The following is a 25,776-nucleotide window of genomic DNA, read 5'->3' as shown; positions in this document are numbered from 1 at the left end:
CGAAACGCCACATTTCCATAAAAGAAAGGAACCAGCTATGGGCATTCAGATGACGGAACGACTCATCGCGTTATTATGCGGTCAAATTTCATATAAAAAAGGAAAAGCCTTTAACAAGGCGGGGAAGGTGTCTTTTACCAAATTTGACGCCGAATCGCAAGTTTATGAAGCCGATGTTAAAGAAAGCTCCGTCTCCCGCGTGTCCGTCCACGTCGAGCAGAGCGGACGCGTGCATGCGGAATGCACTTGTCCCTCCCTTTCTTCTTACGATAAATACTGTTCGCATATCGCCGCCGTGCTGCTCGCCATCCGGGATCGCAAGCATGCCGGAACGGCGCCGGTTCGTTCGGGAGCTTCCCGGGCGTCCGCGGACGATTTGCGGCTTACGGACGACGTGCTGGAATTGTTCGACTACAAACCGATGCGCCCAAGCGGCGCGGGAATCGTCTACGATACCAGGCAACCGCTGAAAGTATCTTTTACATGCAAATGCCTGCCCCTTCGAGACGGAAAGCAGTTCTTCGCCATCGAAATCAAGGTTGGGCCGAAGCGGCTATATACGGTTCGCCGGATCGCCGATTTTCTCGATCGGGTTCAGCGGCGGGAAACCTGCGCCTTATCCAAATCATTCACCTATGATCCGGAGGTGTACTGCTTTCAGAAAGAAGACGACGCGGTCATTCGGCAGTTAATCCGGATTTCGCAGCATGACCGGATGTATCGCGACCATTCGGAGCCTTATCCCGTCCATGCCGGACTTGCGGGAGGCGAAAGCGCCCTGCCTGTCCCCCCGGTGTCATGGGAAAGCCTCCTTCCTTTGCTCGTTCAGGCTCCCAGCACCCAACTCGAACATGCAGGCGGCTGCTTTGACGGAATCCGCATATCCGACGAAGCGATCCCGGTTCGCTTCGAGCTCGGCCAAGCGCCGACCGAAGAGGCCCCCGAATATCAAATGGACGTGCAAGGATTGGAGAACATTACGGTGATGGAATCGTATGAAGCCGTCCTGACGGAAGGAAATCTGATTCGGCTGCCGTCCGATCCGTGCAGGCGGCTCTCCCGGCTGAAACGGATGCTGGAAGCTTCCCGTACGCATCGCATCCGGATTCCGCCGGAGCGGATGGAGCCGGTGATGGAACAGGTCGTGCCCGGCTTAATGAAACTGGGCAGCGTTCGCATCGCCCAATCGGTTTCCGATCGCATGCTGCAAACGCAGCTGCAAGCCAGGCTGTATTTGGACCGGGTGAAGGACCGGCTGCTTGCCGCGCTGGAATTCCAATACGGGGACATTGTGATCAATCCGTTGGAGAGTGAAGCCGGCAGACGCAACGGGCCCATCCTAATGCGGGACGGCAATCGGGAAGGACGGATTCTGGAACTGATGGAGCAGAGCTCCTTCGCTCGGACGGAATCCGGTTATTTCATGGAGGACGAAGAGGCGGAATTCGAATTTTTGTATCGCATCGTGCCGCAATTGGAGAAGCTGCTTCAAGTCTACGCGACCTCCGCCGTCAAGATCAGGCTTCATACCGGATACGTTCCGCCGAAGGTAACGGTGGATACGGACGAACGAACCGACTGGCTGGAAGTTCGTTTCGACATTGACGGCATTCCCCCGTCGGAAATCCGCGAGTTGCTTCGCTCTCTCGAGGAGAAGCGCACCTATTACCGGTTAAGAAACGGTACGCTGCTGCCGCTGGAAAGCGCCGAATTCCAGGAAATCGCCCGCTTTATTAACGAAACCGGCATGGCCCGAGGAGATGTGCATGGAAATGAATTTCGCCTCCCCATCGTGCGCGGGCTCCGTTTGATCGACGACCCGCAACAAGGAAGGGCCGTCAAGCTGGGCAAATCGTTTCGCCGGCTGCTGGAAAGCATGCGTAATCCCGATCATTCCGATTTCCCTGTCCCGCAAGGCCTTGCTTCGGTGCTCAGGGAATATCAGAACGAAGGATACCAATGGATGAAGACGCTTGCCCTTTACCGTTTCGGCGGCATTCTGGCGGATGAAATGGGGCTTGGCAAAACGGTGCAGAGCATCGCCTTTATCGCTTCCGTGCTGCCGGAGATCAGAAGCCAAGGCCAGCCGGCGCTCGTCGTTGCGCCCGCTTCGCTCGTATACAACTGGTTGAATGAACTGAAGAAGTTCGCTCCGGACATCCGGGCGGTGATTCCGAGCGGCGGCAGTACGGAACGGAACCGGATGTTGACGAATGCCGTCCGGACGAACAGCGCCGACGTCGTCATTACCTCCTATCCGCTGCTGCGCAAAGATATGAAACGCTATGCCGAGCATTCGTTTCACACGCTTATTTTGGACGAAGCGCAATTTTTCAAAAACAGGACGACGCAGACGGCGCAAGCGGTCAAGCGAATTCAGGCCAAGTATCGATTTGCCCTTACCGGCACGCCTGTAGAGAACGCATTGGAAGAATTATGGTCCATCTTCGACGCCGTGTTCCCGGAATTATTCCCGGATCGGCAGGCTTTCATCGAATTGCCCCGGGAAACTGTGGCCAAGCGGATCCGTCCGTTTCTGATGCGCCGCTTGAAGAGCGAGGTGCTGAAGGAATTGCCGGACAAGATCGAATCCGTGCAAGCCTCGGAGCTGCTTCCGGAGCAGAAGAAGCTATATGCGGCTTATTTGGCCAAGCTGCAAAAAGAAACGTTGCGGCATCTGAACGAGGACAGTTTCGACAAAAACCGGATTAAAATTTTGGCCGGGCTGACAAGACTGCGCCAGTTATGCTGCCATCCCGCCTTATTCGTCGAAGGATATGCCGGCGGTTCGGCCAAGCTGGAGCAATTGTTGGACATTATCGAGGAATGTTTGAGCGCGGGAAAACGCATGCTGATCTTCTCGCAATTCACCGAAATGCTCGGCATCATCCGGCGGGAACTCGGGTATCGGGGCGTTCAGCATTTCTACCTGGACGGCCAAACTCCCGCTTCCGAGCGCGTTGCGTTATGCAACAGGTTTAACGGGGGCGAACGCGAGTTGTTCCTTATCTCCTTAAAAGCCGGCGGAACCGGGCTCAACTTGACCGGGGCCGATACCGTCGTTCTCTACGATCTCTGGTGGAACCCGGCCGTAGAGCAGCAAGCGGCGGACCGCGCCCACCGGATCGGGCAGAAGAGCGTCGTGCAAGTGATTCGCCTCGTCGCCCAAGGAACCGTGGAGGACAAAATGTACGAACTGCAGCAGAAAAAGAAGAACCTGGTCGACGAAGTGATCCGGCCGGGCCAGGAAGCGTTATCCTCGCTGACGGAGCAAGAGCTGCGCGACATTTTAATGATCTGACCGGACGGTCCCTCCTCCATTAAGGCCAAGCGGGATTCACTAATAAAGTGCTGTGCCAGCAATTACTGATGCATATTTTGTGCGAATTACGGAAAGGCGGCGAGAAGAAACCGACGGAGACCCGAAGCAATCAAAAGACCGTGTCGAAAATGATCCTAGTCAAAAATTATCTTGTCGATCATTATCACGAGAAAATCAACATGAAGGATATCGAGGAAATTTCCGGCTTGAGTAAGCGGATTGAAAAAGCGAAAGAACTCGCCATGCAGACCGATTTGTCTTTCGGCGAAATCGCGGAAAAGGTCGGTTATTCGGACATTCATACGTCCAGTAGAATTTTCAAGCGGAAGACCGGCAGCAGTCTGAGCCAATTTGCTCTTCCGTGACGACGGCCCGGGATCTTTAATCGGTCGAGGATAGCACCGACTTCCTATATTTCTCCGGAGACAAACCTGTTTGCTGTTTGAACACGCGGCTGAAATGAGCGAGATGCTTGAAACCGAGCTTGAAGCAGACCTCAGTCACCGACGCCTTCGGATCGAGCATAAACTCGATTTTCGCCTGGTTGATGCGCCGCCGGTACACGAATTCAAAGATGGTCACGCCGGTAATTTCTTTGAATATTTTCGCCAAATAATATTTGCTCAAGTGCAAATGCCGTTGAAGATGCTCCAGATGTAAGTCTTCCATGTAGCTGCGCTCCAGCAAAGAAATGATCCGCTGCACCGTTTTTTCTTTCTCCGAGAGAAGCTCCCCTTTGTCTTGCAACGGCTTGCGGCAATGTTCGTAAATGAAATACAGCAAGTCCACAAAAGCAAGCTGGCATCGGTTCATGCCGATGCGGTCGCCGCGCTTGTATAACACATGCAAATAATCGAGCATTCGCTCCATCTCCGCTTTGTCTTCGCCCCGCAGGCCGATTCTGACATTGCCCAATTCCTGAAAGGGCTGAAGGACGTTTAACGAATGATGAGGCTCAAGATACGGGCGCAATCCAGCCGGTTCGAAATGAATGATGGAACGGACGTATTTGACGTTCGGATCGATTTTCGGACAATGCAGCGTCATGCCGTTCATCAAGATGAGATCGCCGGGGGATAGAAAATAAATTTTGTCGCCGATGAGGTAATTGCACTTTCCCTCGACAAAATAGTAAATTTCGTAATGGGAATGGGAATGAAAAACAGGATCGATCGGGCTGTCGTTGCGATAGATAAAATCGATAATGCTCGGATGCGCGGCAGTTAGGGCGGACATTCGCTCTCCTCCTTCGTAGCTCGTTGTTCAAAGCATACCACGATCCTTCGAAAGAGTGAACCTGTCCCCTCCTCTTCCTTTTGTGGCGGATAGCGTGCGTTCCTTTTCGCGTTGTGTTATGCCGGACCACGATATCTGCTTTTTTCCGCCTTCGATTTCGAGTGATGCCAGACCATGGCGGTATCTGTTTTTTCCGCCTTCTGTCGAAATCCCGCTCGCTCAGGTCAGAAGTATCTGTCATGAATCTCTAGTGAAGTTAAAAAGTACTCTCACGGGCTCGAAGCTAAAAAATGTATTTCGAATGAAGTTGAAAAGAGAAACGAACGCACCTGAAAAGTGGTGCAAATCATACGATAATGCAAGTTAAATGAAAAAAACATTACCCTATCACAAACGTAACTAGAACGATGCATTTAGGACGCGATTTTATAATGAGTCATACCCGATTCGGCAGCACTGCCGACAAGCTCCCGATAGGTAATCGTTCGTGACTGCACACAGCTATTAAACAGCGGTTTGAGCAGAGACTCTCGGAAATGATTAAACATATAGCAAAATTGATTTAGATAAGCTTGCAAATGTTTGCTGCCAATGCCTCCAAACACAGCAGCCAACCACTTCTCAGCTTCCCACGCAAGTGAGATCAATCTGAGGTTGCGCCTGCGCCCCGTACAGCGCGTTACAACTGCATGGGCTGCCGCTTTCCTTTCCACATGACGATCGATAAAACCTTCAACCGAAAAAGGCGTATAGGGGTCTTTGATTTTTTCTTTCTTTTGCTTCTCTATTTTCAACTTGAGGATGGTTCCGTTGTCGTCCGTCGAGACACCGACCAAAAGAGGTTGTTCCGGCACATGCCATGACCAAAAGGGCCGCGTAAACCTTCTCGCGTAGATGGCTTCCGAAATGCGAACCAGCCCCGACAACAGCTCCGCTGATTCGATTTGAGACATGGCATGCCGCAGCTTATGGCAGATCAGCCAAGCTGTTTTGTAAGTAACCTCAATGATCCGGGCTAATTGGACAGCGTTGACGCTCTCCGGCCTGGCATGTAGATAGATCGCCTGAAACCATTTGCGCAACGAAGTGCGGCTGCCTTCCATGACCGTCCCCGCAATGAGCGAGGTCTGCGCCCTGCAGCTTTGACACTCATATAAAGGAAGCCTGCGGGTCTTGATAATGTAAGCGTTAGGATGCTGACACCGGGGGCAGCGAAAGCCGTCCGGCCATCTCATATCGAACCATGCTTGTACACACGTCTCTTCCTTCTCATAGTAAGTGGAGAACGCTTCAAAGGATAACAACTCGGACATGGCAATACCTCCCGAATCACCAAAAACAAGAACCTATGTTTGCATTTATTTTACCAAACATATGTTCCTATTTCAAGTATCATTTTTATTTTTTTGAAAAGTATAAAGCCTTTTTCCGTTCGAATCTGCAATCGTCCCTGAAGGAAGTGAATTTTTGGCATATACCTCTTACCTCTGGAAATAAACCTTGCTTCTGAACAAGGGGGATTTCGACAGAAGGTTTGAAAAAAAAGATGTTGGTAAAAGGATCTGAATCAAAGGGATTCTGACAGAAGTCTGAAAGAAGGGGATATCGACAGAAGGGCTGAACGAGAGGGATATCGGCAGAAAGATAGGAACAGCAATGGTGCCACAATGAATAGCGCTGCAACGGCTGCCATCCATTATAAGAGAGGCTCCTTCGGAGCCTCTCTCGAAAGTAGGTCACCTTTGAGGTCCGATAAAACTATAACAGGCTGCGCAAATAAGCTGAGAACCGCATAAGCATGTCTCTCGACGCATATTCGCCGCTGAAGTCCTCCACGCCCAAATATCCGTCGTAGCCGACCGCCTTCAAGTCCTCGATCACTTGACTCCAAGGGACGATTCCCCGCTGTATCGGCTGCCAGGAGACTCTCCAGGCCGCGCTCGCGTCGGACGCTTCCCCGTCAGGTTGCCATACGGCGTTCTTCACATGAACATGAGCCAAATACGGTCCCAGCAATTCCATACCCATGCGGTAGTTTTCGTAGCCTTCATGGACCATGTTGCCGGGATCGTACAGCACTCCGACCGTATCCGGGTCGAATTCCTCCACCAAGCGCAATGCCGCGCTGGCACTGGCCGCAATCGTACCGTGATGCGTTTCGAGCAAACCTTTGACGCCGTACCGTTTGCATAGCGGCGCCGCCTGCCGCAAATAGGCCAGCTCCTGCTCCATCAGTTCGCGCACATGCTTCGTCCGGTCGTAGCCAGGGACGGCAAGGCGGATGAAACTCGCTTCAAGCCGGCTCGCGGCCTGCAAGACGCGTTCCGTTCCTTCCACGTCGCCTACCGTCAAATACGGGGTTACGCTGACGGATACACGTCCTTGCGCGGCGGCGGCCTGTCGGAATCGCTGCAGCAGTTCGTCGTCCGCGCGCGTAGCAATCGAGCAGCGGTTGTTGCGCCAATAGGATGGCGCTTCGTCCTTCGCGTCTTCCGGCACGTCTTGAAATCGCCATTCAATGCCTTCTATGCCCGCCTCTTTGGCCGCCAACGCCAATTCTTCCGGCGTCAAATCGGGGGTGGAAACGGTGAATACGGATAGTTTCATTACGCCTAACCCTCCAATGCTTATTCCGCGCGAATCGCCTGCTTCTGCGCCAGCAAGCATAACTCCGCCGCCTTGAACGCATGCTCCTGCGTCATCGCGATTTCCGTGCGGTTGATACAGTCGAGAATCAGTTCGCCGAAATACGGATAACCGACTTGGCCGCTTAATTCGTAATGGCGTTCGCCCGATCCGTTGACCAAGTAGAGGTGGTCTCCTCCGGGATCGCGGGCGATATCGATATATTTGCGCAATTCGATGTAGCCTTCCGTGCCGAGAATGACGGTCCGCCCGTCGCCCCATGTGCCCAATCCGTCCGGCGTCAGCCAGTCTACGCGGAAGTAATGGGTCGCCCCGTTATCGCCCAGCAGTGTTGCGTCGCCGTAATCCTCCAGCTCCGGATATTCCTTGGAGCGGTAGTTGGCCACTTTGCTATGAAGCACCTTGGCGTCCTTGCATCCGCTGTAATACAGGAACTGCTCGATTTGATGGCTGCCGATATCGCATAATATGCCGCCGTACTTGTCGCGCTCGAAAAACCACTTCGGCCGCGAAGCTGCGCTGAGACGATGCGGTCCGAGGCCAAGCACTTGGACGACGCGTCCGATCGCGCCTTCCCGAATGAGCGTGCCTGCGAACACCGCGCTCTCCACATGAAGGCGCTCGCTGTAATAGACCGCGTATTTCCGCCCGGTGGAGGCGACAGCCGCCTTCGCTTCTTCCAATTGCTCGAGCGTGGTGAACGGCGCCTTATCCGTAAAATAATCTTTACCGTGCCGCATCACTTCCACGCCGAGCGGTCCGCGTTCCACGGGAACGGCTGCCGCCGCGACAAGGCTTACCTCGGGATCCTGCAATATTTGTTGTGCCGATGTCGCCGCCTTAACTCCCGGATAGACGTTGCAAAAATTTCGGACTTTGTCCGGATCCGGGTCGAATACCCATTTCAACGTCGCCCCCGCTTCTACAAGCCCGTTGCACATCCCGTAAATATGCCCGTGATCGAGCGCCATTGCCGCAAAGACGAATTCTCCGCGGCTCACGACCGGCTGCGGCTTTCCTTTTGGGGCATAATTCATTCCGTCTTGTTTTTGCATGTCCTTTCCCCCCTTAGTATGTGCCGCCGACATCCAGCGTTTTGTATTCGCCGGATTGGCCGGACGAGGCGGAAGTGCGTATTTTTTCCTGCAAATGTTGATAGAACAAATCTTCGTCGATCGGCAGATCGACCCAATCGTCCGTCCAAGTGGAGAGAAGCATCGCATTGGACAGCATCAATCCTTTGATGCCCTCTTCGCCCGGAGCGAGCAAAGGGGTACCGTGCAAGATCGCATTCGTCCAATTTTGCGTGATGCCTTGATGTTGCGGGTTATCCCCTTCCACCGGCACTTCGCATTTCCAATGCTCGGGCTCGCCGAATCCGCCCTGGAATGTTCGATTGAATTCCGGCTCGGAAACCCGCAAACGCCAAAACGTCAAACGTCCGTCTTCAATGACGACCTTGCCCCGTTCGCCGGTAACCTCGAACCGGTTCGTTCCCGGAGCTTCGCAGGTCGATGTCACGAATACGCCTGTCGCTCCGTTGTCATACTCCGCATAGGCGGTCACTTCATTCTCGACCTCAATGTTGCGATGCTTGCCGAACGAGCAGAACGCCCGAATCCGCTTTGGCATCAGACCTGTCGTCCATTGCCACAGATCAAGCTGATGCGGATCTTGATTGATAAGCACGCCTCCGCCCTCCCCAGCCCACGTCGCCCGCCAGCCGCCGGAATCGTAGTAGCTTTGCGAGCGGTACCAGTTCGTAATAATCCAATTCGTTCGCCGAACCTCGCCAAGCTCTCGGGAGGAGATGAGATCTTTCAATTTCGTGTAAAGCGGATTTGTCCGTTGATTGTACATAATGCCGAATACTTTGCCGGACTTCGCCGCCGCCTCGTTCATTTCCCGGACTTGCTTCGTATAGACTCCGGCCGGTTTCTCGACGAGCACGTGCAGGCCGCGCCGCAAAGCTTGAACGGCTTGTTCGGGATGATCGTAATGCGGCGTCGTAATCAACACCCCGTCGACCCGTCCGGAGTCCAGAAGATCTTCCGCGCGCATATACCGTTCGACCCGTTCGCCCAGATTCGCTTCCGCCCACCGCAGCCGTTCCGGCCGACTATCGCAAACGGCGGCAAGCTCCGCGCCCTTCACTCCGTTCTCAATCAAATATTTCGCATGTGCCGTACCCATATTTCCTAGCCCGACGATGCCGATGCGTACTTTTTCCATAGCGTTAAATTCCTTTCATAAGCAGTTATTTTAACGTGTTTCGCTATGTTCATCGTAGCATGGCGCGGGCGCGATCTCTTCACTCACATTAATCAATGTCTCTTGAAAATTTAACTCTGGTTGTCATTTTACTGTTACTGATCCAAAATCGTATCGGGCAAGCTAAGAAATACGTCGACGTAATATTTGTCGAATTGCGTACCGCTATTGTTCCGCAGTTCATCCTTCGCCTGGCTTAACGACAGCCGTTTGCGGTAAGGACGATCCGAACGCATGCTCTCGAAAGAGTCGATAATGGCGCAAATCCGGGCGAACATCGGAATATCCGCTCCTTTTAAGCCGTAGGGATAGCCATGTCCGTCCCATCGTTCGTGATGGAATTCAACAATGTCGATAATATCCTGATCCACATTCGATCGTTTTCGCAACAGTTCGGCTCCAAGCGAAGGATGGCTTTTCATCGTCTCCCACTCGCTCGGCTCGAGTTCTTCTTGATTGCGCAATATGGTATCCGGAACAAACAACTTTCCGATATCATGCAAACAACAGCCGTTGTAAAGCAGACGCGTTCGCTTCTGGTCCAAATTCAAGTGAAACGCCATACTTAGCGCGAGTTTGCCTACTTTAAGGCTGTGGCGGTATGTATCGATATCTTTTTCCTTTAACAAGTCCAACTCTTCGAAGGTTACAATACTTTGCATATGACCCCTCTTTCGTCGCGTTTATGGCGACATTCCTATCAGACGAACAGGTAAAAAACAAGAAAATCCTCCGAAAAAACAGAAGGATTTCCTCTTCATTTCGGTAACTGGCTAGCATAACGTTTCCATGCGGACAACGCCTTAACCCCTATAGCTTTGCGACCCTATCTTTCGATAAGTGTGCCTTTTCGGTTATGCGATTTAATTAGGATGATCTTTTTCCCGTTTATAGTATTCCATAATTAAGCCGTCTAATTGAACGCTAACGTCGTAAACGCCAGAGTCCGACAGCGTACCCCCCCGCCGCTCCGCCAAATGAAGCTTTTGCCTCGTTTTCTCGATTTTTTTACGCAAATTGCGACGATTCCGGTCGGTATTTTTTTCCTCCTTCCCCTTCATCTCCAAACCCCCTCTTTTTTGAATTTCTCGTGGTAAAATATAGTTCGTACAATTTGCGTTGTTCGACAATTAACGATAAAATACTCTTTATTTCTACAACTTATTACCAATTTGTATTATAGTAAAAATGGACCAAATTAACAACTCTTTCCTCGAGGAGATCTAGGAACTAGTGCCTAGATCTTTCCCTTTAAGCAATCTTCGACATAGTCGGGAGCTGCTTTTTGAATTTGTTGTACCGTGTGAAGATAACGTTGTGTAGTGTTGATATGCGTATGGCCTAGCGATTCTTGGACTTGCTGCAACGACGCTCCGCGCAACAGGGCCAATGTGGCGTTTGTATGCCTAAGCCAGTGAGGGGTTACTTTTTTGCCTAGACCGCTGCGGTCGCGCGCTTTCTGGATGATTTTCTCTATTAACCGAACGGAATAGGGAAACAATCTTTGATTCGAACCTTTCCCGTATATTGGATCCTCCGTTGCCGAATACTGACCTAGTAAGTCCCATAACATCTGCGGTACTTTTACCTCGCGCTGCTTGTCCCCCTTGCCGTGTACCGTCAGCCAAATCGAAGTTTCCTCCGGATCGGCATGGAAATCTTCCCATTTTATAGCCGTCAGTTCGGAAACTCTGAGCCCCAGGAGAACGAGGGTTAGTCCGATAATATAATCCCGAAATCCTTGTTTTTTCAAATGCTCGAACAGTATAACGACTTCACGAACCGTTAAATAATGATTTTTGCTGGTCACCTTAATTTTCGGCGTACGAACGCAAGTTGTCGGATTGTGACTGAATATGCCGATGTTCGGATCGCTCCCCCAACTATACAGCGAACGCAAAGGAGCTATATGTATAGCTATAGTCGCAGGAGATTGAGGCTTGTTGTCTTTACTGAGATACCCTTCCATTAAACTAATCTTGTAAACCTCAATTTCCCTCCATGTCACATCTCTTAATCTTTTATTCGCGATAAACATGCGAAATTTATTAATGGCGTTACGATAATTTCGAATCGTATATTTGGAACGATTACCCGTGGAGATAAACATATTCACGATCTGGTCGTCGGAATACGACTCGCTGTTCGTCGTGTGATTAGGGAGATGAGGTAAGATTGCTTGAAGTTGCATGAGTAGTTCTGCCTCCTTTATTATTTCGAACAACGCAAATTGTACGAACACCATTATTTGCATTTTCAGGATGAAACAACCTTCGGTTATGTAACCGCTTATACATTCAGGACATCATATTCCCATTATTCCCATCCACTCTACCTCCGTCGGTTGCTTTTCGCTCTAACAGCTACCATTATACGTTAAAAAATGACCCAAAGTAACTCTATTTCCGATAAACTATGCCTTCGGTAGTAACCTTTCCCCAACTTAAGGCCAGTATGAAAAACCGCCCGGGGTCGGTTTCAAGAAAATCTCTCCGGCTCTACAATAAAGACATAAGAAAACAACAACAACGTTTAACGATAAATGAGAAGGAGACGATTCGAATGAACAAACTATATCGTTCAAGAATGGACAGCAAGCTGACGGGGCTGTGCGGAGGCGTTGCGGAATGGCTCGGCGTCGGTTCCGGCATCGTAAGGCTTCTTGTAATTATATCCGCGCTCTTCAGTTTCGGAACGGTCGCGCTGATCTACATCGTTGCCAGCTTGATTGTCCCGAAAGCGCCGTATGGGGAACCGTTCTATACGAATGATTACAGATACTATTAATTTCAAGCCCATTGTAAATATAAATGAATAAAAGGAGTGGAACAACATGGGAGTATTGAATAGATTGGTGGATTTGACGAAAGCGACGGCGCACGAGGTGCTTGGCAAGCTTGAAAATCCTGTCATCATGATGAACCAGTATCTTCGCGATATGAAAGGCGATATCGACGAGCTCAAACAATCGCTTCTGCAGCAGCAAGCGACGGAGAGAGCGATGGAGCAAAGAATCGTAGAATTGTCCCGGCTTGCGGAACATAGCGAATTAAAGGCCATGGAGGCTCTCCAAGGAGGTCAAGAGGCGGAAGCGCGGCTTGCGCTGGAAGCGAAAATGAATTATTCGGAAAAAATAACGGAATATACGGCTCGCCGCGAGGACGCCAAAGTGCAATCCGTAATGCTTGCCGAGCAGTTGGAAGCGGCAGAGACGGAATATGCCAAGCTGCAGGAGAAACGGACGGAATTGGCCGCGCGCCTGCAAAAAGCCGAAGCGCAAACGGCTGTGTCCAGTTTTTCGCGAGGGCTCGAAGGCGGAACGGCCGCGCGCGGTTTCGAACGAATCGAAGAGAAAATTATGCAGTTGGAAGCTCAGCATGAGCTAAGCAAGTATGCATCCGCGCATGCGGGAATCGCGCCGATTCCGGCTGCCGGTTCCGGCGAGCAGACGGAAGCTGCCGCGAAACGGGAAGCTTACATCGAAGAGCAACTGGCGCGGCTGCGCAACAAACTGCCGCAAGCGGAGTAATATACGGAAGGCTGCCTGACCCGTCAAGGTCGGCAGCCTTCTTGTATTCGATCATGTTCTTTTGCGCCCGTAATCAATTCATGATAAAATAAAGTCCCGCTAAAACGATACCGAATACTGCGGTAAATATTAGTGCGTTTCTTACATCGCGCACCATGATCATTTGCGCCTTATCCCATTCCGCCTGTTCGTCGTGATGCCTCCCGCGTTCGGTTACACCCTTTTTAACCGTCGGTTCACTATGCAGACTCACAACTTTTCATCCTCTCATATTATGATTCGATCCTTTTCTTACAGGTTTATCCCACTTAAACACTTTGTTCAGCAATTTATAGACCATTTTCGATTCCTTGGTGAGGAGCGGCCCTAATATAGCCAGAATCAAGACGTACAATGCCGCAAATGGCTGTAAAATTTCGAGCAGTCCGCCCGCTTTGCCCAAATTGGCGACAATAATGGAAAATTCGCCGCGGGATACGATGGTGAGCCCGATATTGGAAGACGCTTTGCCGGATAATTTGGCGCTTCGTCCGGCCAGCATCCCTGCCACGAAGTTCCCGACCAGCGTCAACGCTACCGCACCCAACGTCATCCATACGGCGCCGCCAAGTTCCAGCGGATTAATGGTAAGTCCGAAACTGAAGAAGAAGACCGCCCCGAAAAAGTCGCGAAACGGTAAAATAAGATGCTCGATCCTTTTCATATGTTCCGTCTCCGCCAGCACCAAACCGACAAGCAGCGCGCCGATCGCTTCCGCGACGTGGATCGTCTCGGAGAAGCCCGCCACGACGAACAACAGTCCGAAAATAACGAGCATAAAGACTTCGTTCGATCGTATATTAAGCGCACGGTTCAAAAGAGGAACTGCTTTGCGGCCAATAATGAGGAAAGCGAGCATAAATCCGAGCGCGATTCCGGCGGACAACAAAACCCCGCCTAAAGAAGAAGAACCGCTCAATACGAGGCCGGACAATATCGAAATATAAACGGCCAGGAAGACATCTTCAAACATGATAATGCCGAGAATCATCTCGGTTTCGGGATTCGCCGTCCGCTTCAGGTCGACCAACACTTTGGCCACGATCGCGCTTGATGAAATCGTCGTAATCCCGGCGATGACCAACGTCTCGCTTAAAGGAAAACCTAACGCCCACCCGAATATCAATCCCAATGTGAAGTTAATTGCGATATAGATCGTTCCGCCCACCGCGATGGAACGGCCCGATTTGATCAGGCGGCCTACCGAAAATTCCAGCCCCAAGTAAAAAAGCAAGAACAGGACGCCAAGTCTGCCCATAAATTCGATGAACGGCGCGCTTTCGATAAACCGAAGGTCGAATGAGCCGAATTTGGGGGCGTGGGGACCTACAGCCATGCCGATCAATATATAAAACGGTATGATGGAAAACCGTAGTTTAGCCGAAATAAGCCCGCCGATCGCGATAAGAATAATCGCAAGCCCGATCTCTAGTACGATGTGGTCCAATATCAATCACTCCCATACAGTATAATGTGCTTCAATGCTTTCAGTTGCTGCCTCTCACCTGCGACAATGAGTGTGGAGTCCGCATTTAGCCTGTAATCGGGCCCCGGGCTAATATATTTTTTGTGGTCTTTTTCCACGACGGCAATGACGGTCGAGCCTGTCTTTTGGCGGATATTCAATTCGCCGATCGTCTTGCCGACGCATTTGGCGTTTGCATCGACACGGTACCATTCCACGATCAAATCGTTCAGTTCGATTTCAATCGTCTCCAAAGCCTTCGGCTTATAGCTCATTCCGCCGACAATAGCGGCAACCGTCCTGGCTTCATCGTCTTCAAGCGTGATCGAGGAAATGCATTCTTCCGCATCGTCGTGAAAGAAATGATATAATTCTCTTCTTCCGTCATCATGAATAACAATGACTAACTTATCTCCGCCGCGGGTTTCAACCAGAAATTTCCGGCCAATGCCCGGCAAGTCGGATTCGCGAATATTAATCATACGCTGAACCTCCCAAATGAAATTTTACGCGCTCCGCGAACGTGAAATAATCGCGTTGCCTTACAACAACACATTCCAAATAATAACAGTATAGGGCATTCGCATCATTTGCATACAGTTTTTGTCATGGTATACCCGCAAACGAACTGAATATTATAGTTTTCAGCTTGTATAACTTGGATTTAAAAACGACTTTGTCGTACGAATAAAATATTGATTTTTGTAGTTAATGGTACTGGTTTTAGGAAAAATCATAGAGAAGGGTCGGTTTATCGGGCATGCGAAAACATCCCCCGAGCAAACCGGCTGTTAAGCGGTGCGGACGATATAGTAAGATGAGGTAAATTGTAAAGGGCGCAGCAAAAGTTGCCTAAGCAGTATAGGAACGAATACGGCAAGACGAAATCTTGGTATCCTGATTCTAGACAAGCTCATTAAACAATAAAGGCTGAAGAGCAGAACGAATTGCGCCATGGCGTGCAGTTTCGCGATTTGATGATGAGTAGCCCCTACAGAATGATGGACTGTGGGCTCTTTTTTCACGGAGAGCATTTCGTTCAGCAATGCCGTATTGTCGAATTCCAGGACGGGCACTAAGGAGGAAACGAGCAAAGCAATCATCGTTACAACCAGCAGCAGCACCCGATTCATGGTGCGTCTTTCGTACATTCCTTTCCCCCCTTTCAAAGTAGAACATTCTATTGCAGAATAACATAAATTTGTCCATGCTAGCAAACATAACATGAAGGCAAAACCTGCCTGCAGCGGCAGCTAAACGGAACCGTCCGCTTGACTGCTCTTCGCGGCATGGAGCAGCGAATCGAACAAATCGTCGTCCTGTTCGAGCATGTCCTCGATCGCAACGATATCCTCTTCTTTTCCCGATTCTTTGCCGAAGCTTAAACTATACCCCCAATCTTTCCCTTTCTGGCTATAGAACGTAATTTCATAGTCGGTCGGCTGTCCCGCAAGTTGAAATAGAACCCGGCCGACAAATCCGCTTTCTTGGTTATGCGTCATGCTTGCTTCGATCACTTTCAGTTTCATTTTCCACAACTCCTCGTATGTATTGACTAATAGAATCCTTTTATGTAATCGGCATCCGCCATATCAACGAACCGTTCTGCCTGCGGCGGGACAGGCAAGCCGTCGGTTTTCGAATAACAATCTCGAACGATTCGCCCGAAAGTGCGCGCGAAATGAATCGTCAATTCCGTTTGTTCGTTTACGCCAAGTTCCGGAACAACTCTGCGAACCATCGTCGCAAACCCCGCCAAAAACGATTCAGGCTTACATTGATGCGTGATCATAAGCTGTCCCCGGTCGGTCGCGCTATTGACAATTCCGAACATAAACGCAGGCTTTTCAAGGATAAAACATCCCGTAAATAACGTATACGAAGTTTCGTCGTTGGCGGCAAACGAAACGGTATCGATCGCTTCCGCCAGTAACGCCGGCGAAACTCTTATTTCCCGGATATGCGCTTCGATAAAGTCCCGATTTCCCTTTAGCATGTCGCTTCAGCCCCTCCCGCTTGGCCTTCCTAGCATGGCCCCCTTATCTTTTCATTATAACATATGATGGATGGGAAAAAGTTCATGCGCAAGTAGAGCGGAGCACGCCGGTCTCTCCAAATATAGATAAAAAACCGCGGCCGATCCATCAATCGGCCACGGTTCTCCAAGGTATCATTTATCGCTGCCATTTACGCTTCGATCGGTTGTCCGCCTCGCTCCGCGTAAACGGTCGTATCCAGTTCTTTCACCGCTTTGCTCGTAAGAACGCCCGCCGTCATGCTTCCGCTGACGTTAAGCGCCGTACGGCCCATATCGATCAACGGCTCGACGGAGATGAGCAGCCCCGCCAAGGCAACAGGCAAGTTCATCGAGGACAGTACGAGCAGCGCCGCGAATGTCGCGCCTCCGCCGACGCCCGCTACACCGAACGAACTGATGGCCACGATCACGATCAATTGCGCGATGAATGAAAACGACAGCGGATCGATGCCTACCGTCGGCGCAATCATAACGGCAAGCATGGCCGGGTAAATGCCCGCGCAGCCGTTCTGTCCGATGGAAAGGCCGAGCGACCCGGAGAAATTCGCGATTCCGTCCGGCACGCCCAATTTATCGGTTTGCGTCTTCACGTTGAGCGGCAGCGCCCCCGCACTGGTACGGGACGTAAACGCAAATACGAGAACCGGGAAAATTTTGCGCACATACGTGATCGGGTTCAGACCCGAAAAGGCCAACAAAAGCATATGAACGATGAACATAATTGCTAAAGCCACATACGAAGCGACGACGAATTTGCCTAGTTTCAAAATGCCTTCATAGTCGCTCGTTGCCGTCACTTTCGTCATCAAGGCAAGAACGCCGTATGGCGTTATCCTTAGCACGATCGTAACGACGCGCATAATGATGGTGTAGAACATTTCAACGAATTTTTCAAACAAATCCGCTTGTTCCGGCTTTTTCCGTTTGACGCCCAAGAAGGCAAAGCCGAGAAATGCCGCGAAAATAACGACCGCGATTGTTGATGTGGCGCGAGCGCCGGTCAAATCCGCGAACGGGTTGCTCGGCAAGAGTTCGACGATCTTCTGCGGCATCGTCATGTGTTGGATATCGCCGAGCCGTTGCTCGAGCGCCTCCCCGCGCGACGTTTCCAGATCGCCCGCCTCGATTTGGATCGCCTCCAGCTTGAATGTTGCCGTCGTGGCAATTCCGATTGCCGCGGCCACAGCGGTCGTGCCGATTAAGATCGCAATAACAAGAACGCCGATTTTCCCGAAGTTTTTGCTAAGCTTCATTTTCGTGAATGCCGATAAGATCGAGACGAATACGAGCGGCATAACGATCATTTGCAAAAACTTGACATAACCGTTGCCGACGATGCCGAACCAGTCCAAAGACGTTTTCAATACTTCCGATTTGGCTCCGTAAATGTATTGCAGCGCCAACCCGAATAAGACTCCCACTCCCAATGCAGTAAAAACGCGTTTCGAGAACGAGATATGTTTTTTCTGCATATAAAATAAGCCGGCGATGAATATTAGCATAATAACAATATTAATAATCGTCTGAAGCACCACCGTTACCTCACTCCTTAACTTAATGTTTAATCTTAGGATAGCCAAACTTGAAATTTACAATGTAATCTATTTATAGTTCAACAATCCCTATCTGTCAAGTAGGAATTAATTATCGCTTTCTTCGTCCTGAAAAATTTTGCTATTTACAGCGATCTTTAAATTCGATAGTATAGAGCATTATAGTTGTATACAAGTATACTTGTATGATGAATATGAGAAGAAAAGGAGATGCTTTGACTTGAAGCTAGGTATGATAGGCCTTGGCAAAATGGGGTTTCATTTGGCTGAAAATATGCTGCGCCATCGCCATGAAGTCGTTGCATACGACGTTCATCCCGAGCCTGCTCAAGAACTGTCGGAACAAGGGGCCGTTGCCTCCAGTTCGATCGAAGAACTGGTCGCCGCATTGGAAGCGCCTCGAACCGTGTGGATCATGGTTCCGTCGGGCCCGGTCGTGGACTCGGTGATTGACTCGCTTATCCCGTTGCTCGGCCAAGGGGATACGATTATCGACGGCGGCAATTCCCATTATCAAGATTCCATCCTGCGGGCCGGCAAATTAAAGTCCCGCGGGATCCATTTTCTCGACGTAGGCACGTCCGGCGGAATCGAAGGGGCGCATCGCGGCGGCTGTTTCATGATCGGCGGAGAACGGCGCAGTTTCACGCTTGTCGAACCGCTGTTCCGGGATATCGCCGTGGATCGAGGGTATTTATACGCGGGCGAATCCGGCAGCGGACACTTTCTGAAAATGATTCATAACGGGATCGAATACGGGATGATGCAGTCGATTGCCGAAGGCTTCGAATTGTTGGAAAAAAGCAGCTTTCCATTCAACTTTGAAGAAGTGGCCCGCGTGTGGGCGAACGGTTCCGTCATTCGCGGCTGGCTTATGGAACTGACGGAGAGAGCGTTCTCGAAAGATCCGAAATTGGCCGGCATCCAAGGGGTGATGCAATCGTCGGGCGAAGGCAAATGGACGGTCGAAACGGCTCTTGACCTGCAAGCAAGCACTCCGGTGATCGCCATGTCCCTGCTGATGCGCTACCGGTCGCTCGAAACCGACGCCTTTCACGGCAAAGTCGTCGCCGCGCTGCGGAACGAATTCGGCGGCCACGCGGTTGGCAAATCCCAATGAGCCAAGCTTTCGGGGATGGAATTGCGGGAGGCATGTATGCTAAAATCGATGTATCGTCTTGGACGAAACGAAGTTCGATAGGAGCGTTATATTGGTATGCAATATCCATCCGCTTGGCTGCAAGGCTCATCGCTCGGCGAATCCATCGCCTGCGAATTAAGATTGCGAATTGTGAACGGAAGCGTGAAACCGGGAGAGGTCTTGTCCGAGAATCGGATTGCCTCCGATTTCGGGACGAGCAGATCGCCGGTGCGGGAAGCTTTAAAAACGTTGTCCGGCGAAGGCTTGATCCGTTTGGAGCGGATGGGCGCCGTCGTGATAGGCTTGAACCGGAAAGACGTCGAAGAATTATACGATGTCCGTTACCTGATCGAAGGCTTTGTCCAGCAGCGAATCGTCAGCATGCCCCAGGCCACGAATCCGGACGCCTTGCTGCAACAGTTGCAACAAATCGTCGACAAAATGGAGCTTGCGGCGAAACACGGCAATGCGGTCGATTTCTCATATCATGACATGTCATTCCACGAAGCGATCGTTTTGCGGGCCGGGCATACGCGAATGATTCACCTCTGGAACAGCATCCGCCATCTCGTCATGGCCGTTATGCTGGTTACCACGGAAAACGTTTTCTCGCAGGGAACCCGCAAAATAAGCGACGTCATCGAGAAACATCGCAAAATCATGCAAAGCATGGAATCGAATGACATCGAGCTCATTCAAAAAGGGGCTCGCGACTATTTTGCCGATTCTCTTGCCACCCTTCACCGCAGTTTTCCGTCTGGTTAAAGAAAGCTGCCGGATTGCGGCGCCTAAAGCTGTCGACAAGTATACACGAAACATGCATGTGATAGCTGCCGGATGAATGACAAATACTAAGGCATGCTATGAAAACATTATGTAAGCGTTGCAAACGTAAAAAAACAGCTCTGTTCAGTCTGAGCCCATCTTAGGAGGTTAGACAGCATGAATTCGCTTTTCGGGCTTAGTCATAACGTTACTTTATTAATGTGGACGCTCGTTGCCATCGTCTTTCTCATTGTGCTTATCTCGAAATACAAGTGGAACCCTTTCGTTACCTTGTTGATTTCGTCTATGCTGCTCGGGCTGCTTGCGGGGTCGCTACCGGTTCGGCTACGGTGGCTATGACTACGGCCGTCGGCATCGTCGCTCCCGTGATTGCCCTCAATCCGGGAACGAATATCGAGTTGGTCGTGCTGGCCACGGGCGCGGGGTCGCTTGTACTCTCGCATGTAAACGATGCCGGCTTCTGGATGGTGAAGGAATTTTTCAATATGTCCGTGCCGCAAACGTTGAAATCATGGACGGTTATGGAGACATTGCTGTCCGTAATCGGATTGATTTTTATTCTTGCGCTCGACGTTATTATATAAGCGCGATAAGCGCGAATTTTGCAGGCTTGTTGTTTTGGAAAGGAGAATTGCCGTTGAATCCAAAAACGTATATGATCGGTATCGACATCGGAACGACCAGCACCAAAGCCGTATTGTTCGAAGAGGGCGGAAGCATTGCGGCGAAGGCGGACGAGGAATATCCTTTGTTGACTCCGACGGCGTCCGCGGCGGAACAGGATCCGGATCAAATTTTTGCGGCCGTGCTTCATACCGTCCAAGCAATCATGCGCACCGGGAAGATCCGCCCCGAACAAGTCATGTTCGTGTCGTTCAGTTCGGCAATGCATAGCGTGATCGCCGTCGACGCGGACGGAAAGCCGCTGACCGGATGCATCACCTGGGCCGACAACCGCAGCGAAGAATGGGCCGCCCGTTTAAAACGGGAAATGAACGGCCACGAACTCTACTTGCGAACGGGAACGCCGATCCATCCGATGTCCCCCGTTACCAAATTGATATGGATGAGGCATGAGCTGCAGGACGTTTTTGCCCGGACCTATAAATTTATCTCGATTAAAGAATATGTCATTGCTAAACTGTTCGGCCAATATGTTGTCGACTACTCTATCGCCTCCGCTACCGGAATGATGAATCTGGAGCGGTTGGCATGGGACGAAGAGGCGCTGCGCCTTGCCGGCATTACGGAAGGGCAGCTGTCCCTGCTCGTGCCGACGACCCACGCCATGCATGGCTTGCGCCCGGAATACGCCCGGGAGATGGGGCTTGCGGCGTCGACCCCTTTTATCGTCGGGGCCAGCGACGGGGTGCTGTCCAATCTGGGGGTTAATGCAATCGCCCCCGGCGTCGTAGCGGCTACAATCGGTACGAGCGGAGCCATTCGCACGGTCGTCGATAAGCCCGCGACCGACCCGAAGGGGAGAATTTTCTGCTACGCGTTGACCGACAAGCAATGGGTGATCGGGGGACCGGTTAACAACGGCGGCATGATTTTTCGCTGGGTGCGGGACGAATTCGCGGCCGCGGAGATGGAAACGGCGAAGCGCCTCGGCATCAATCCGTACGATGTGTTGACGAAGATCACCGAACGGGTTCCTCCCGGAGCGGACGGATTGATCTTTCATCCGTATTTAACCGGCGAACGGGCGCCGTTATGGAACTCCCACGCGCGTGGCTCGTTCTTCGGATTGACCATCCGCCACAAAAAAGAACATATGATTCGCGCCGTCTTAGAAGGAATCATTATCAATATGTATACCGTGCTGCTGGCGATGAAAGAGCAAATCGGGCAGCCCCGCAAAATCCACGCGACCGGGGGGTTCGCCCGTTCGGCGGTTTGGCGGCAAATGATGGCCGATATTTTCGACCAGGAAGTGGTCGTCCCCGAAAGTTTCGAAAGCTCCTGTTTAGGGGCTGTCGTCCTTGGGCTGTATGCGCTCGGGAAAACCGATTCCTTGGATATCGTCGCCGATATGGTAGGAGTGACGCATTCGCATACTCCGATTCCGCAGAACGTGCAAATCTATCAAGAATTGGCTCCGATCTATATAAGCATCTCGCGCAAACTGCAGGAAGAATACGAGGCTATCGCCAGGTTTCAGCGACGCGACGCGGAACGCCGGCAATGATCGAAGGCCGTGGGATATCTGAATCCCGCGGCCTTTTGCTTGGGCGCTTGCCATGCCCGCGGGCCCGGTGATATGTTAGGTATACGGAAAGATCGATCTGAAAAAGATAAGAGAGATCGGCCAGAGACCATTTTCCCGGGAGGCAAAAAAAAGCGATGTCGACAACCGTGATCATTGTTGTTTCCGTAATAGCAATCATCGTTATTGCGCTTATCGCCGCAAGCCTGTTCTTCTATAAGCTTGCCATCAAACGAGCGAACAAAGATTTTTTGGCGGGAAATCCCGATTTGAAAGTAAACGAAGGGGCGGACGTATCGGTGTACGAATCCAAATGGGTCGATTCGCAAACGTTCGAGACACTGACTATTACATCCGATGACGGCTTGGCGCTGCGCGGCTGCTATCTAAAGGCGAAAAAACCGACGCTGCAAACCGTTATTTTGGCGCATGGATATTCGGGCAGAGGCAAAGATATGGCTTCACTGGCGGAACTGTATCATGAAACGATGGGGTTCAATGTCTTGATGCCGGATAACAGAGGCCATGGGGATAGCGAAGGGGACTATATCGGATTCGGTTGGCACGACCGCAAGGATTACATAAAATGGATTGATGAGATCGTTCGCCGGGACGGCAAAGACGCCCGAATTGTGCTTCACGGCATTTCCATGGGCGGAGCGACCGTGCTCATGACCAGCGGCGAACGGCTGCCCGAGCAAGTCAAATGCATCGTCGCGGATTGCGCCTATAGTTCGGTGAAAGACATCCTATCTTATCAACTAAAAAGAATGTACAAGCTGCCCCCTTTCCCGTTCATTCCCCTCACCAGCCTCGTCTGCAGGCTGAGAGCCGGGTACTTCTTCGGCGAAGCGTCGGCGATGGATCAAGTAGCCAGAAACGAAAAGCCGATCCTGTTCATTCACGGGGAAGAGGATACGTTCGTACCGACGGAAATGGTTCATCGGCTGTATGAAAAATCGAAAGGATACAAGGAGATTTTCCTTGTGCCGCAGGCCGGGCACGGGACGGCCTACGCCACGGACAAGACGGGCTACGCCCGCAAAGTGAAGCAGTTCGTCCAAAGATTCGTAGGGGCGGGCGAGAAGGAAACTTTTGCGTAGGCAGCCTGCCCCTCCAATGTATTCACGTTCGTGCATCCTACGCATTGCGGGATGCTTGTGTGCGTACGGTGCAACGCTAATGCCGCGCGATGTGGACAGAGATCCCTTATAGTCTCACAGATTGAACGCTCGTTCGAGCTCGGCAATTTGGGGCCGATCGATCGGTATAATTTCGCCGAGGCATTTGGAGGAAATAACGGCCTTGGCGCTATATTCCGCCACTTCCAACCGGTCGAAGGCGTTGAGCAGCCCGCTGCCGGTCACGATGACGCAATCGTTCTCCACCATAGCGATCGGCGTGTCGGGACGGAAGACGTCCGCGACGGCCTGCGGCTGTAGAAACGGCGCTCCGAACGGAAGCTTCGGAATATTCCGCAGCAAAATATAGCTCTCCGGTATCGTTCGCGAATCGAACGGTTCTTTCGTCGCGGCAAAAGCCATAATGTTGGGCGGATGCGCGATCACAATCGACTCGATATGCGGATGCTTCTCGTAAATCGATTGATGCAACAGCACCGATCGGCTTGGTATTTTGCCGGCTTCCTTCCTGCCGTCGTCGATACGGACGATATCGTCCGCCTCCAAATATTTGCGGTCCTTATCGTACGGAGTAATAAGAAACGACCGGCCTTCAAGCCGCTGCGAGAACGTTCCTTGCGTGCTCGTAAACAGTTTCTGGTCATAGGCGCGGTGAATGAGCGCGCACATCTCTCTCCTCGCTTCTCTTTCCCTGCTGCCGAACCGCGACGGTGCGAATTCCTCCATATCCGGGTGCTTCTTGCAGCCCGACTGCTCGATTTGCTCCTTCGTCAACGTGACAGGCTCGCCGATCCGGTTCGCTTTAATTTGCAGCCGCGCGCAAAATTCCAGCGTCTCGAACGCCATAAACGCTTTAAAGAGGTTTTCCCCTCCGACGACAATGCCGTGATTTTCCAGCATTACGGTATTGAATCCCCGCTCAAAGACGGAAGCGATACGCTCTCCGAGCTGCGCGCTCCCCGGCAGTCCGTATTCGGCCATCCCTACTTCTCCGCAAATTTGCTTGACGCCCGGCAGCAGGTATATATTCGGCGTTTGGCGCACGATGCTGAATGCTACGAGGGCAGGCGGATGCGCGTGCAGCACGGCCTTAATATCTTTTCTGCTCCGGTAGATCAGTTCATGGAACGGAAATTCGCTCGACGGTTTGTAGTTTCCGACGACCGTGCCGTCAGGTTGAACGCAGACGATATCTTTTCGCGACAGCGATCCTTTATCCACCCCTGCCGGCGTAATCCAAATCGCGCCGTTGTCGTCGAGAATGGACAGGTTCCCGCCGGATGTCGTCGTCATTCCATATCCGTATATGCGCTCCATAATCATCATAATTTGGTCGGCTGGATGCAGCATGGCGAAGTTCATGGTTTGTCTCTCCCTCTTTTTTGAATTTGTCTGTTTGAATTTGTTTGTTTTTATTATACAACGTTCACACCCGTTTTTGTGTGATTTATATAACTTGATCGTGCAAAAAAACACATGAATGGCATGTCCAGCGGGAATGATATCAAATATGATTCAGGAGGTGTCTTCATTTGGATCGATTCAAAGAGGAAGAGAAAGAACCGTATACCGATTTGGCGACTGTGGAATCGCAGCGCAACGATTTGACGGCGGAAGAGTTTCCCGAGGGGCCGTACGGGTCGAGTTTGGAGGTGGAGTCGCTCGGCAAAAGCTCGCCATGGCGCGAGGATCAGCGTCCTCCCAATACGTTTGCTTACGAAAATCGGGAACTGCACGAAGGATTGGAACGCGGCTATCCCGGCGATCATCCGACGCATGACGAAGACGCCGATAAGGAGTGACGCTTTCGACAACCGGCGGTGGCTGCGGTTTGCCATTCGCCGGAAGGTTGTCGTACCCGCACGACGAAACCCGCTATTGAAGTCAATTTCATCATACCGCTGGCGGATGACGACCCGCCGGGCGGGCTAACGAAACTAGAACACGCTAATTGCCTGTAAATTACCTTATTGCTGATTATGAAATTGACTCATTTGCTGGAATTTCGCCCCAAACCGTCCCCTCCCCCATCGAAGCCATTAGCGTTGCATAGGCTTTTTCGTACCTTTCGTGCAGATCAAGCTTTTTTTTCGACCCTTTGTGGAAATCCCCCTCGTTCAGAAGTGAAGCCTCATGGGAATATCGCATCCTAAATACCGTATGAGACTGGAGTTATTGTGCCGGACATCCCGTTTCAGTCTGCTGAGCGAAGGGGATTTCGACAAAAGGGGGTTACGGTATCCCTAGATCTGCGAACGAATCGCTTGAACCTGTCCGCAAATGACTTGTCGCGAGAAGCGCGGTAAACCGCTCAATGCAACGCTACCCCATCGAAGCGAGAAAAAAAGGGCATTTTCGCAGCAATTTCGCAGGCTTTGCCTGGCCGATCGGAAACATCA

26 protein-coding genes, 1 pseudogene and 1 riboswitch are annotated in these 25,776 nt (G+C 51.3%); of the genes and pseudogenes, 11 read left to right on the top strand and 16 right to left on the bottom strand.

What is annotated here, in order from left to right; genetic code table 11:
• Positions 1 to 37: 37 nt before the first annotated feature.
• Together LQ229_RS16970 and LQ229_RS16965 are read left to right on the top strand one after the other, a co-directional pair.
• Complete coding sequence (locus LQ229_RS16970; RefSeq protein WP_230192339.1) at positions 38 to 3,301, top strand: SNF2 helicase associated domain-containing protein; 3,264 nt, start codon at positions 38 to 40, stop codon at positions 3,299 to 3,301.
• Positions 3,302 to 3,450: 149 nt separating this feature from the next.
• A complete protein-coding gene (locus tag LQ229_RS16965; protein WP_356711102.1) occupies positions 3,451 to 3,687 on the top strand; it encodes a helix-turn-helix domain-containing protein in 237 nt (78 codons plus the stop codon).
• Between the two features lie 16 nt (positions 3,688 to 3,703).
• Here the strand turns inward: LQ229_RS16965 and LQ229_RS16960 are convergent, their stop codons facing one another.
• The 8 genes from LQ229_RS16960 to LQ229_RS16925 form a co-directional block, all read right to left on the bottom strand.
• The gene (locus tag LQ229_RS16960) at positions 3,704 to 4,558 is read right to left on the bottom strand and encodes an AraC family transcriptional regulator (RefSeq protein ID WP_216537086.1); all 855 of its coding nucleotides are present in this window, start codon (positions 4,556 to 4,558) and stop codon (positions 3,704 to 3,706) included.
• 413 nt (positions 4,559 to 4,971) lie between these two features.
• Entirely contained in the window at positions 4,972 to 5,871 is a 900-nt protein-coding gene (locus tag LQ229_RS16955; RefSeq protein ID WP_216537085.1) for a transposase, read from the bottom strand.
• A gap of 445 nt (positions 5,872 to 6,316) precedes the next feature.
• Positions 6,317 to 7,165: a sugar phosphate isomerase/epimerase family protein gene (locus LQ229_RS16950; protein WP_230192337.1), complete on the bottom strand. Its 849-nt coding sequence runs from the start codon at positions 7,163 to 7,165 to the stop codon at positions 6,317 to 6,319.
• Positions 7,166 to 7,185: 20 nt separating this feature from the next.
• Positions 7,186 to 8,259 carry a Gfo/Idh/MocA family oxidoreductase gene (locus LQ229_RS16945; RefSeq protein ID WP_230192336.1) on the bottom strand — a complete coding sequence of 358 codons (1,074 nt, stop codon included), beginning with the start codon at positions 8,257 to 8,259 and terminating at the stop codon, positions 7,186 to 7,188.
• Between the two features lie 13 nt (positions 8,260 to 8,272).
• The gene (locus LQ229_RS16940; protein WP_230192335.1) at positions 8,273 to 9,436 is read right to left on the bottom strand and encodes a Gfo/Idh/MocA family oxidoreductase; all 1,164 of its coding nucleotides are present in this window, start codon (positions 9,434 to 9,436) and stop codon (positions 8,273 to 8,275) included.
• A 134-nt stretch (positions 9,437 to 9,570) separates the two neighbouring features.
• Positions 9,571 to 10,137 carry an HD domain-containing phosphohydrolase gene (locus LQ229_RS16935; protein ID WP_216537080.1) on the bottom strand — a complete coding sequence of 189 codons (567 nt, stop codon included), beginning with the start codon at positions 10,135 to 10,137 and terminating at the stop codon, positions 9,571 to 9,573.
• A gap of 99 nt (positions 10,138 to 10,236) precedes the next feature.
• A riboswitch (cyclic di-GMP riboswitch) is annotated at positions 10,237 to 10,332 on the bottom strand.
• A 6-nt stretch (positions 10,333 to 10,338) separates the two neighbouring features.
• The gene (locus LQ229_RS16930; RefSeq protein ID WP_216537079.1) at positions 10,339 to 10,536 is read right to left on the bottom strand and encodes an aspartyl-phosphate phosphatase Spo0E family protein; all 198 of its coding nucleotides are present in this window, start codon (positions 10,534 to 10,536) and stop codon (positions 10,339 to 10,341) included.
• 176 nt (positions 10,537 to 10,712) lie between these two features.
• Positions 10,713 to 11,666, bottom strand: a complete 954-nt coding sequence (locus LQ229_RS16925) for a tyrosine-type recombinase/integrase (RefSeq protein ID WP_230192348.1) — start codon at positions 11,664 to 11,666, stop codon at positions 10,713 to 10,715.
• Between the two features lie 371 nt (positions 11,667 to 12,037).
• On the opposite strand from LQ229_RS16925, the gene LQ229_RS16920 reads away from it, so the two are divergent.
• Together LQ229_RS16920 and LQ229_RS16915 are read left to right on the top strand one after the other, a co-directional pair.
• A complete protein-coding gene (locus tag LQ229_RS16920) occupies positions 12,038 to 12,262 on the top strand; it encodes a PspC domain-containing protein (RefSeq protein WP_216537078.1) in 225 nt (74 codons plus the stop codon).
• Positions 12,263 to 12,308: 46 nt separating this feature from the next.
• Positions 12,309 to 13,004: a PspA/IM30 family protein gene (locus tag LQ229_RS16915; RefSeq protein ID WP_216537077.1), complete on the top strand. Its 696-nt coding sequence runs from the start codon at positions 12,309 to 12,311 to the stop codon at positions 13,002 to 13,004.
• A 73-nt stretch (positions 13,005 to 13,077) separates the two neighbouring features.
• On the opposite strand, the gene LQ229_RS16910 is transcribed toward LQ229_RS16915, so the two are convergent.
• The 7 genes from LQ229_RS16910 to LQ229_RS16880 form a co-directional block, all read right to left on the bottom strand.
• The gene (locus LQ229_RS16910) at positions 13,078 to 13,257 is read right to left on the bottom strand and encodes a hypothetical protein (RefSeq protein WP_216537076.1); all 180 of its coding nucleotides are present in this window, start codon (positions 13,255 to 13,257) and stop codon (positions 13,078 to 13,080) included.
• A 6-nt stretch (positions 13,258 to 13,263) separates the two neighbouring features.
• Entirely contained in the window at positions 13,264 to 14,490 is a 1,227-nt protein-coding gene (locus LQ229_RS16905; protein WP_216537075.1) for a cation:proton antiporter, read from the bottom strand.
• Between the two features lie 2 nt (positions 14,491 to 14,492).
• On the bottom strand, positions 14,493 to 14,990 hold the full coding sequence (locus tag LQ229_RS16900; RefSeq protein WP_253297949.1) for a cation:proton antiporter regulatory subunit: 498 nt from the start codon (positions 14,988 to 14,990) through the stop codon (positions 14,493 to 14,495).
• A 309-nt stretch (positions 14,991 to 15,299) separates the two neighbouring features.
• The gene (locus tag LQ229_RS16895; protein WP_216537074.1) at positions 15,300 to 15,659 is read right to left on the bottom strand and encodes a hypothetical protein; all 360 of its coding nucleotides are present in this window, start codon (positions 15,657 to 15,659) and stop codon (positions 15,300 to 15,302) included.
• 102 nt (positions 15,660 to 15,761) lie between these two features.
• A complete protein-coding gene (locus tag LQ229_RS16890) occupies positions 15,762 to 16,037 on the bottom strand; it encodes a hypothetical protein (RefSeq protein WP_216537073.1) in 276 nt (91 codons plus the stop codon).
• A 26-nt stretch (positions 16,038 to 16,063) separates the two neighbouring features.
• Positions 16,064 to 16,504, bottom strand: a complete 441-nt coding sequence (locus LQ229_RS16885) for a hypothetical protein (protein WP_216537072.1) — start codon at positions 16,502 to 16,504, stop codon at positions 16,064 to 16,066.
• Positions 16,505 to 16,695: 191 nt separating this feature from the next.
• Positions 16,696 to 18,048: an L-cystine transporter gene (locus LQ229_RS16880; protein ID WP_230192347.1), complete on the bottom strand. Its 1,353-nt coding sequence runs from the start codon at positions 18,046 to 18,048 to the stop codon at positions 16,696 to 16,698.
• Positions 18,049 to 18,319: 271 nt separating this feature from the next.
• Here LQ229_RS16880 and gnd point away from each other — a divergent pair, with 271 nt between their 5' ends.
• The 6 genes and pseudogenes from gnd to LQ229_RS16850 all read left to right on the top strand — a co-directional run bounded on the left by gnd (position 18,320) and on the right by LQ229_RS16850 (position 23,338).
• A complete protein-coding gene (gnd, locus tag LQ229_RS16875) occupies positions 18,320 to 19,219 on the top strand; it encodes a phosphogluconate dehydrogenase (NAD(+)-dependent, decarboxylating) (protein ID WP_216537070.1) in 900 nt (299 codons plus the stop codon).
• Positions 19,220 to 19,315: 96 nt separating this feature from the next.
• Positions 19,316 to 20,005 carry a GntR family transcriptional regulator gene (locus LQ229_RS16870; RefSeq protein ID WP_216537069.1) on the top strand — a complete coding sequence of 230 codons (690 nt, stop codon included), beginning with the start codon at positions 19,316 to 19,318 and terminating at the stop codon, positions 20,003 to 20,005.
• A gap of 177 nt (positions 20,006 to 20,182) precedes the next feature.
• Complete coding sequence (locus LQ229_RS16865) at positions 20,183 to 20,365, top strand: GntP family permease (RefSeq protein ID WP_216537068.1); 183 nt, start codon at positions 20,183 to 20,185, stop codon at positions 20,363 to 20,365.
• Positions 20,335 to 20,610: pseudogene (locus tag LQ229_RS16860) on the top strand (permease DsdX); the annotation flags it as partial. The gene LQ229_RS16865 and the pseudogene LQ229_RS16860, both read left to right, overlap by 31 nt.
• A 53-nt stretch (positions 20,611 to 20,663) precedes the next feature.
• Positions 20,664 to 22,217, top strand: coding sequence for a gluconokinase (gene gntK / locus LQ229_RS16855; protein ID WP_216537067.1), 1,554 nt, complete (start codon positions 20,664 to 20,666; stop codon positions 22,215 to 22,217).
• Between the two features lie 155 nt (positions 22,218 to 22,372).
• Positions 22,373 to 23,338, top strand: a complete 966-nt coding sequence (locus tag LQ229_RS16850) for an alpha/beta hydrolase (protein WP_216537066.1) — start codon at positions 22,373 to 22,375, stop codon at positions 23,336 to 23,338.
• 114 nt (positions 23,339 to 23,452) lie between these two features.
• On the opposite strand, the gene LQ229_RS16845 is transcribed toward LQ229_RS16850, so the two are convergent.
• Positions 23,453 to 24,739 carry a class II aldolase/adducin family protein gene (locus LQ229_RS16845; protein WP_230192334.1) on the bottom strand — a complete coding sequence of 429 codons (1,287 nt, stop codon included), beginning with the start codon at positions 24,737 to 24,739 and terminating at the stop codon, positions 23,453 to 23,455.
• Between the two features lie 170 nt (positions 24,740 to 24,909).
• Between LQ229_RS16845 and LQ229_RS16840 the strand changes: the two genes are divergently transcribed.
• The gene (locus LQ229_RS16840; protein ID WP_216537064.1) at positions 24,910 to 25,179 is read left to right on the top strand and encodes a hypothetical protein; all 270 of its coding nucleotides are present in this window, start codon (positions 24,910 to 24,912) and stop codon (positions 25,177 to 25,179) included.
• Positions 25,180 to 25,776: the final 597 nt, after the last annotated feature.

This window comes from Paenibacillus sp. CECT 9249 (assembly GCF_918697855.1).
Taxonomy (GTDB): Bacteria; Bacillota; Bacilli; order Paenibacillales; family Paenibacillaceae; genus MSJ-34.
This window is presented reverse-complemented; position numbering and strand designations above follow the sequence as displayed.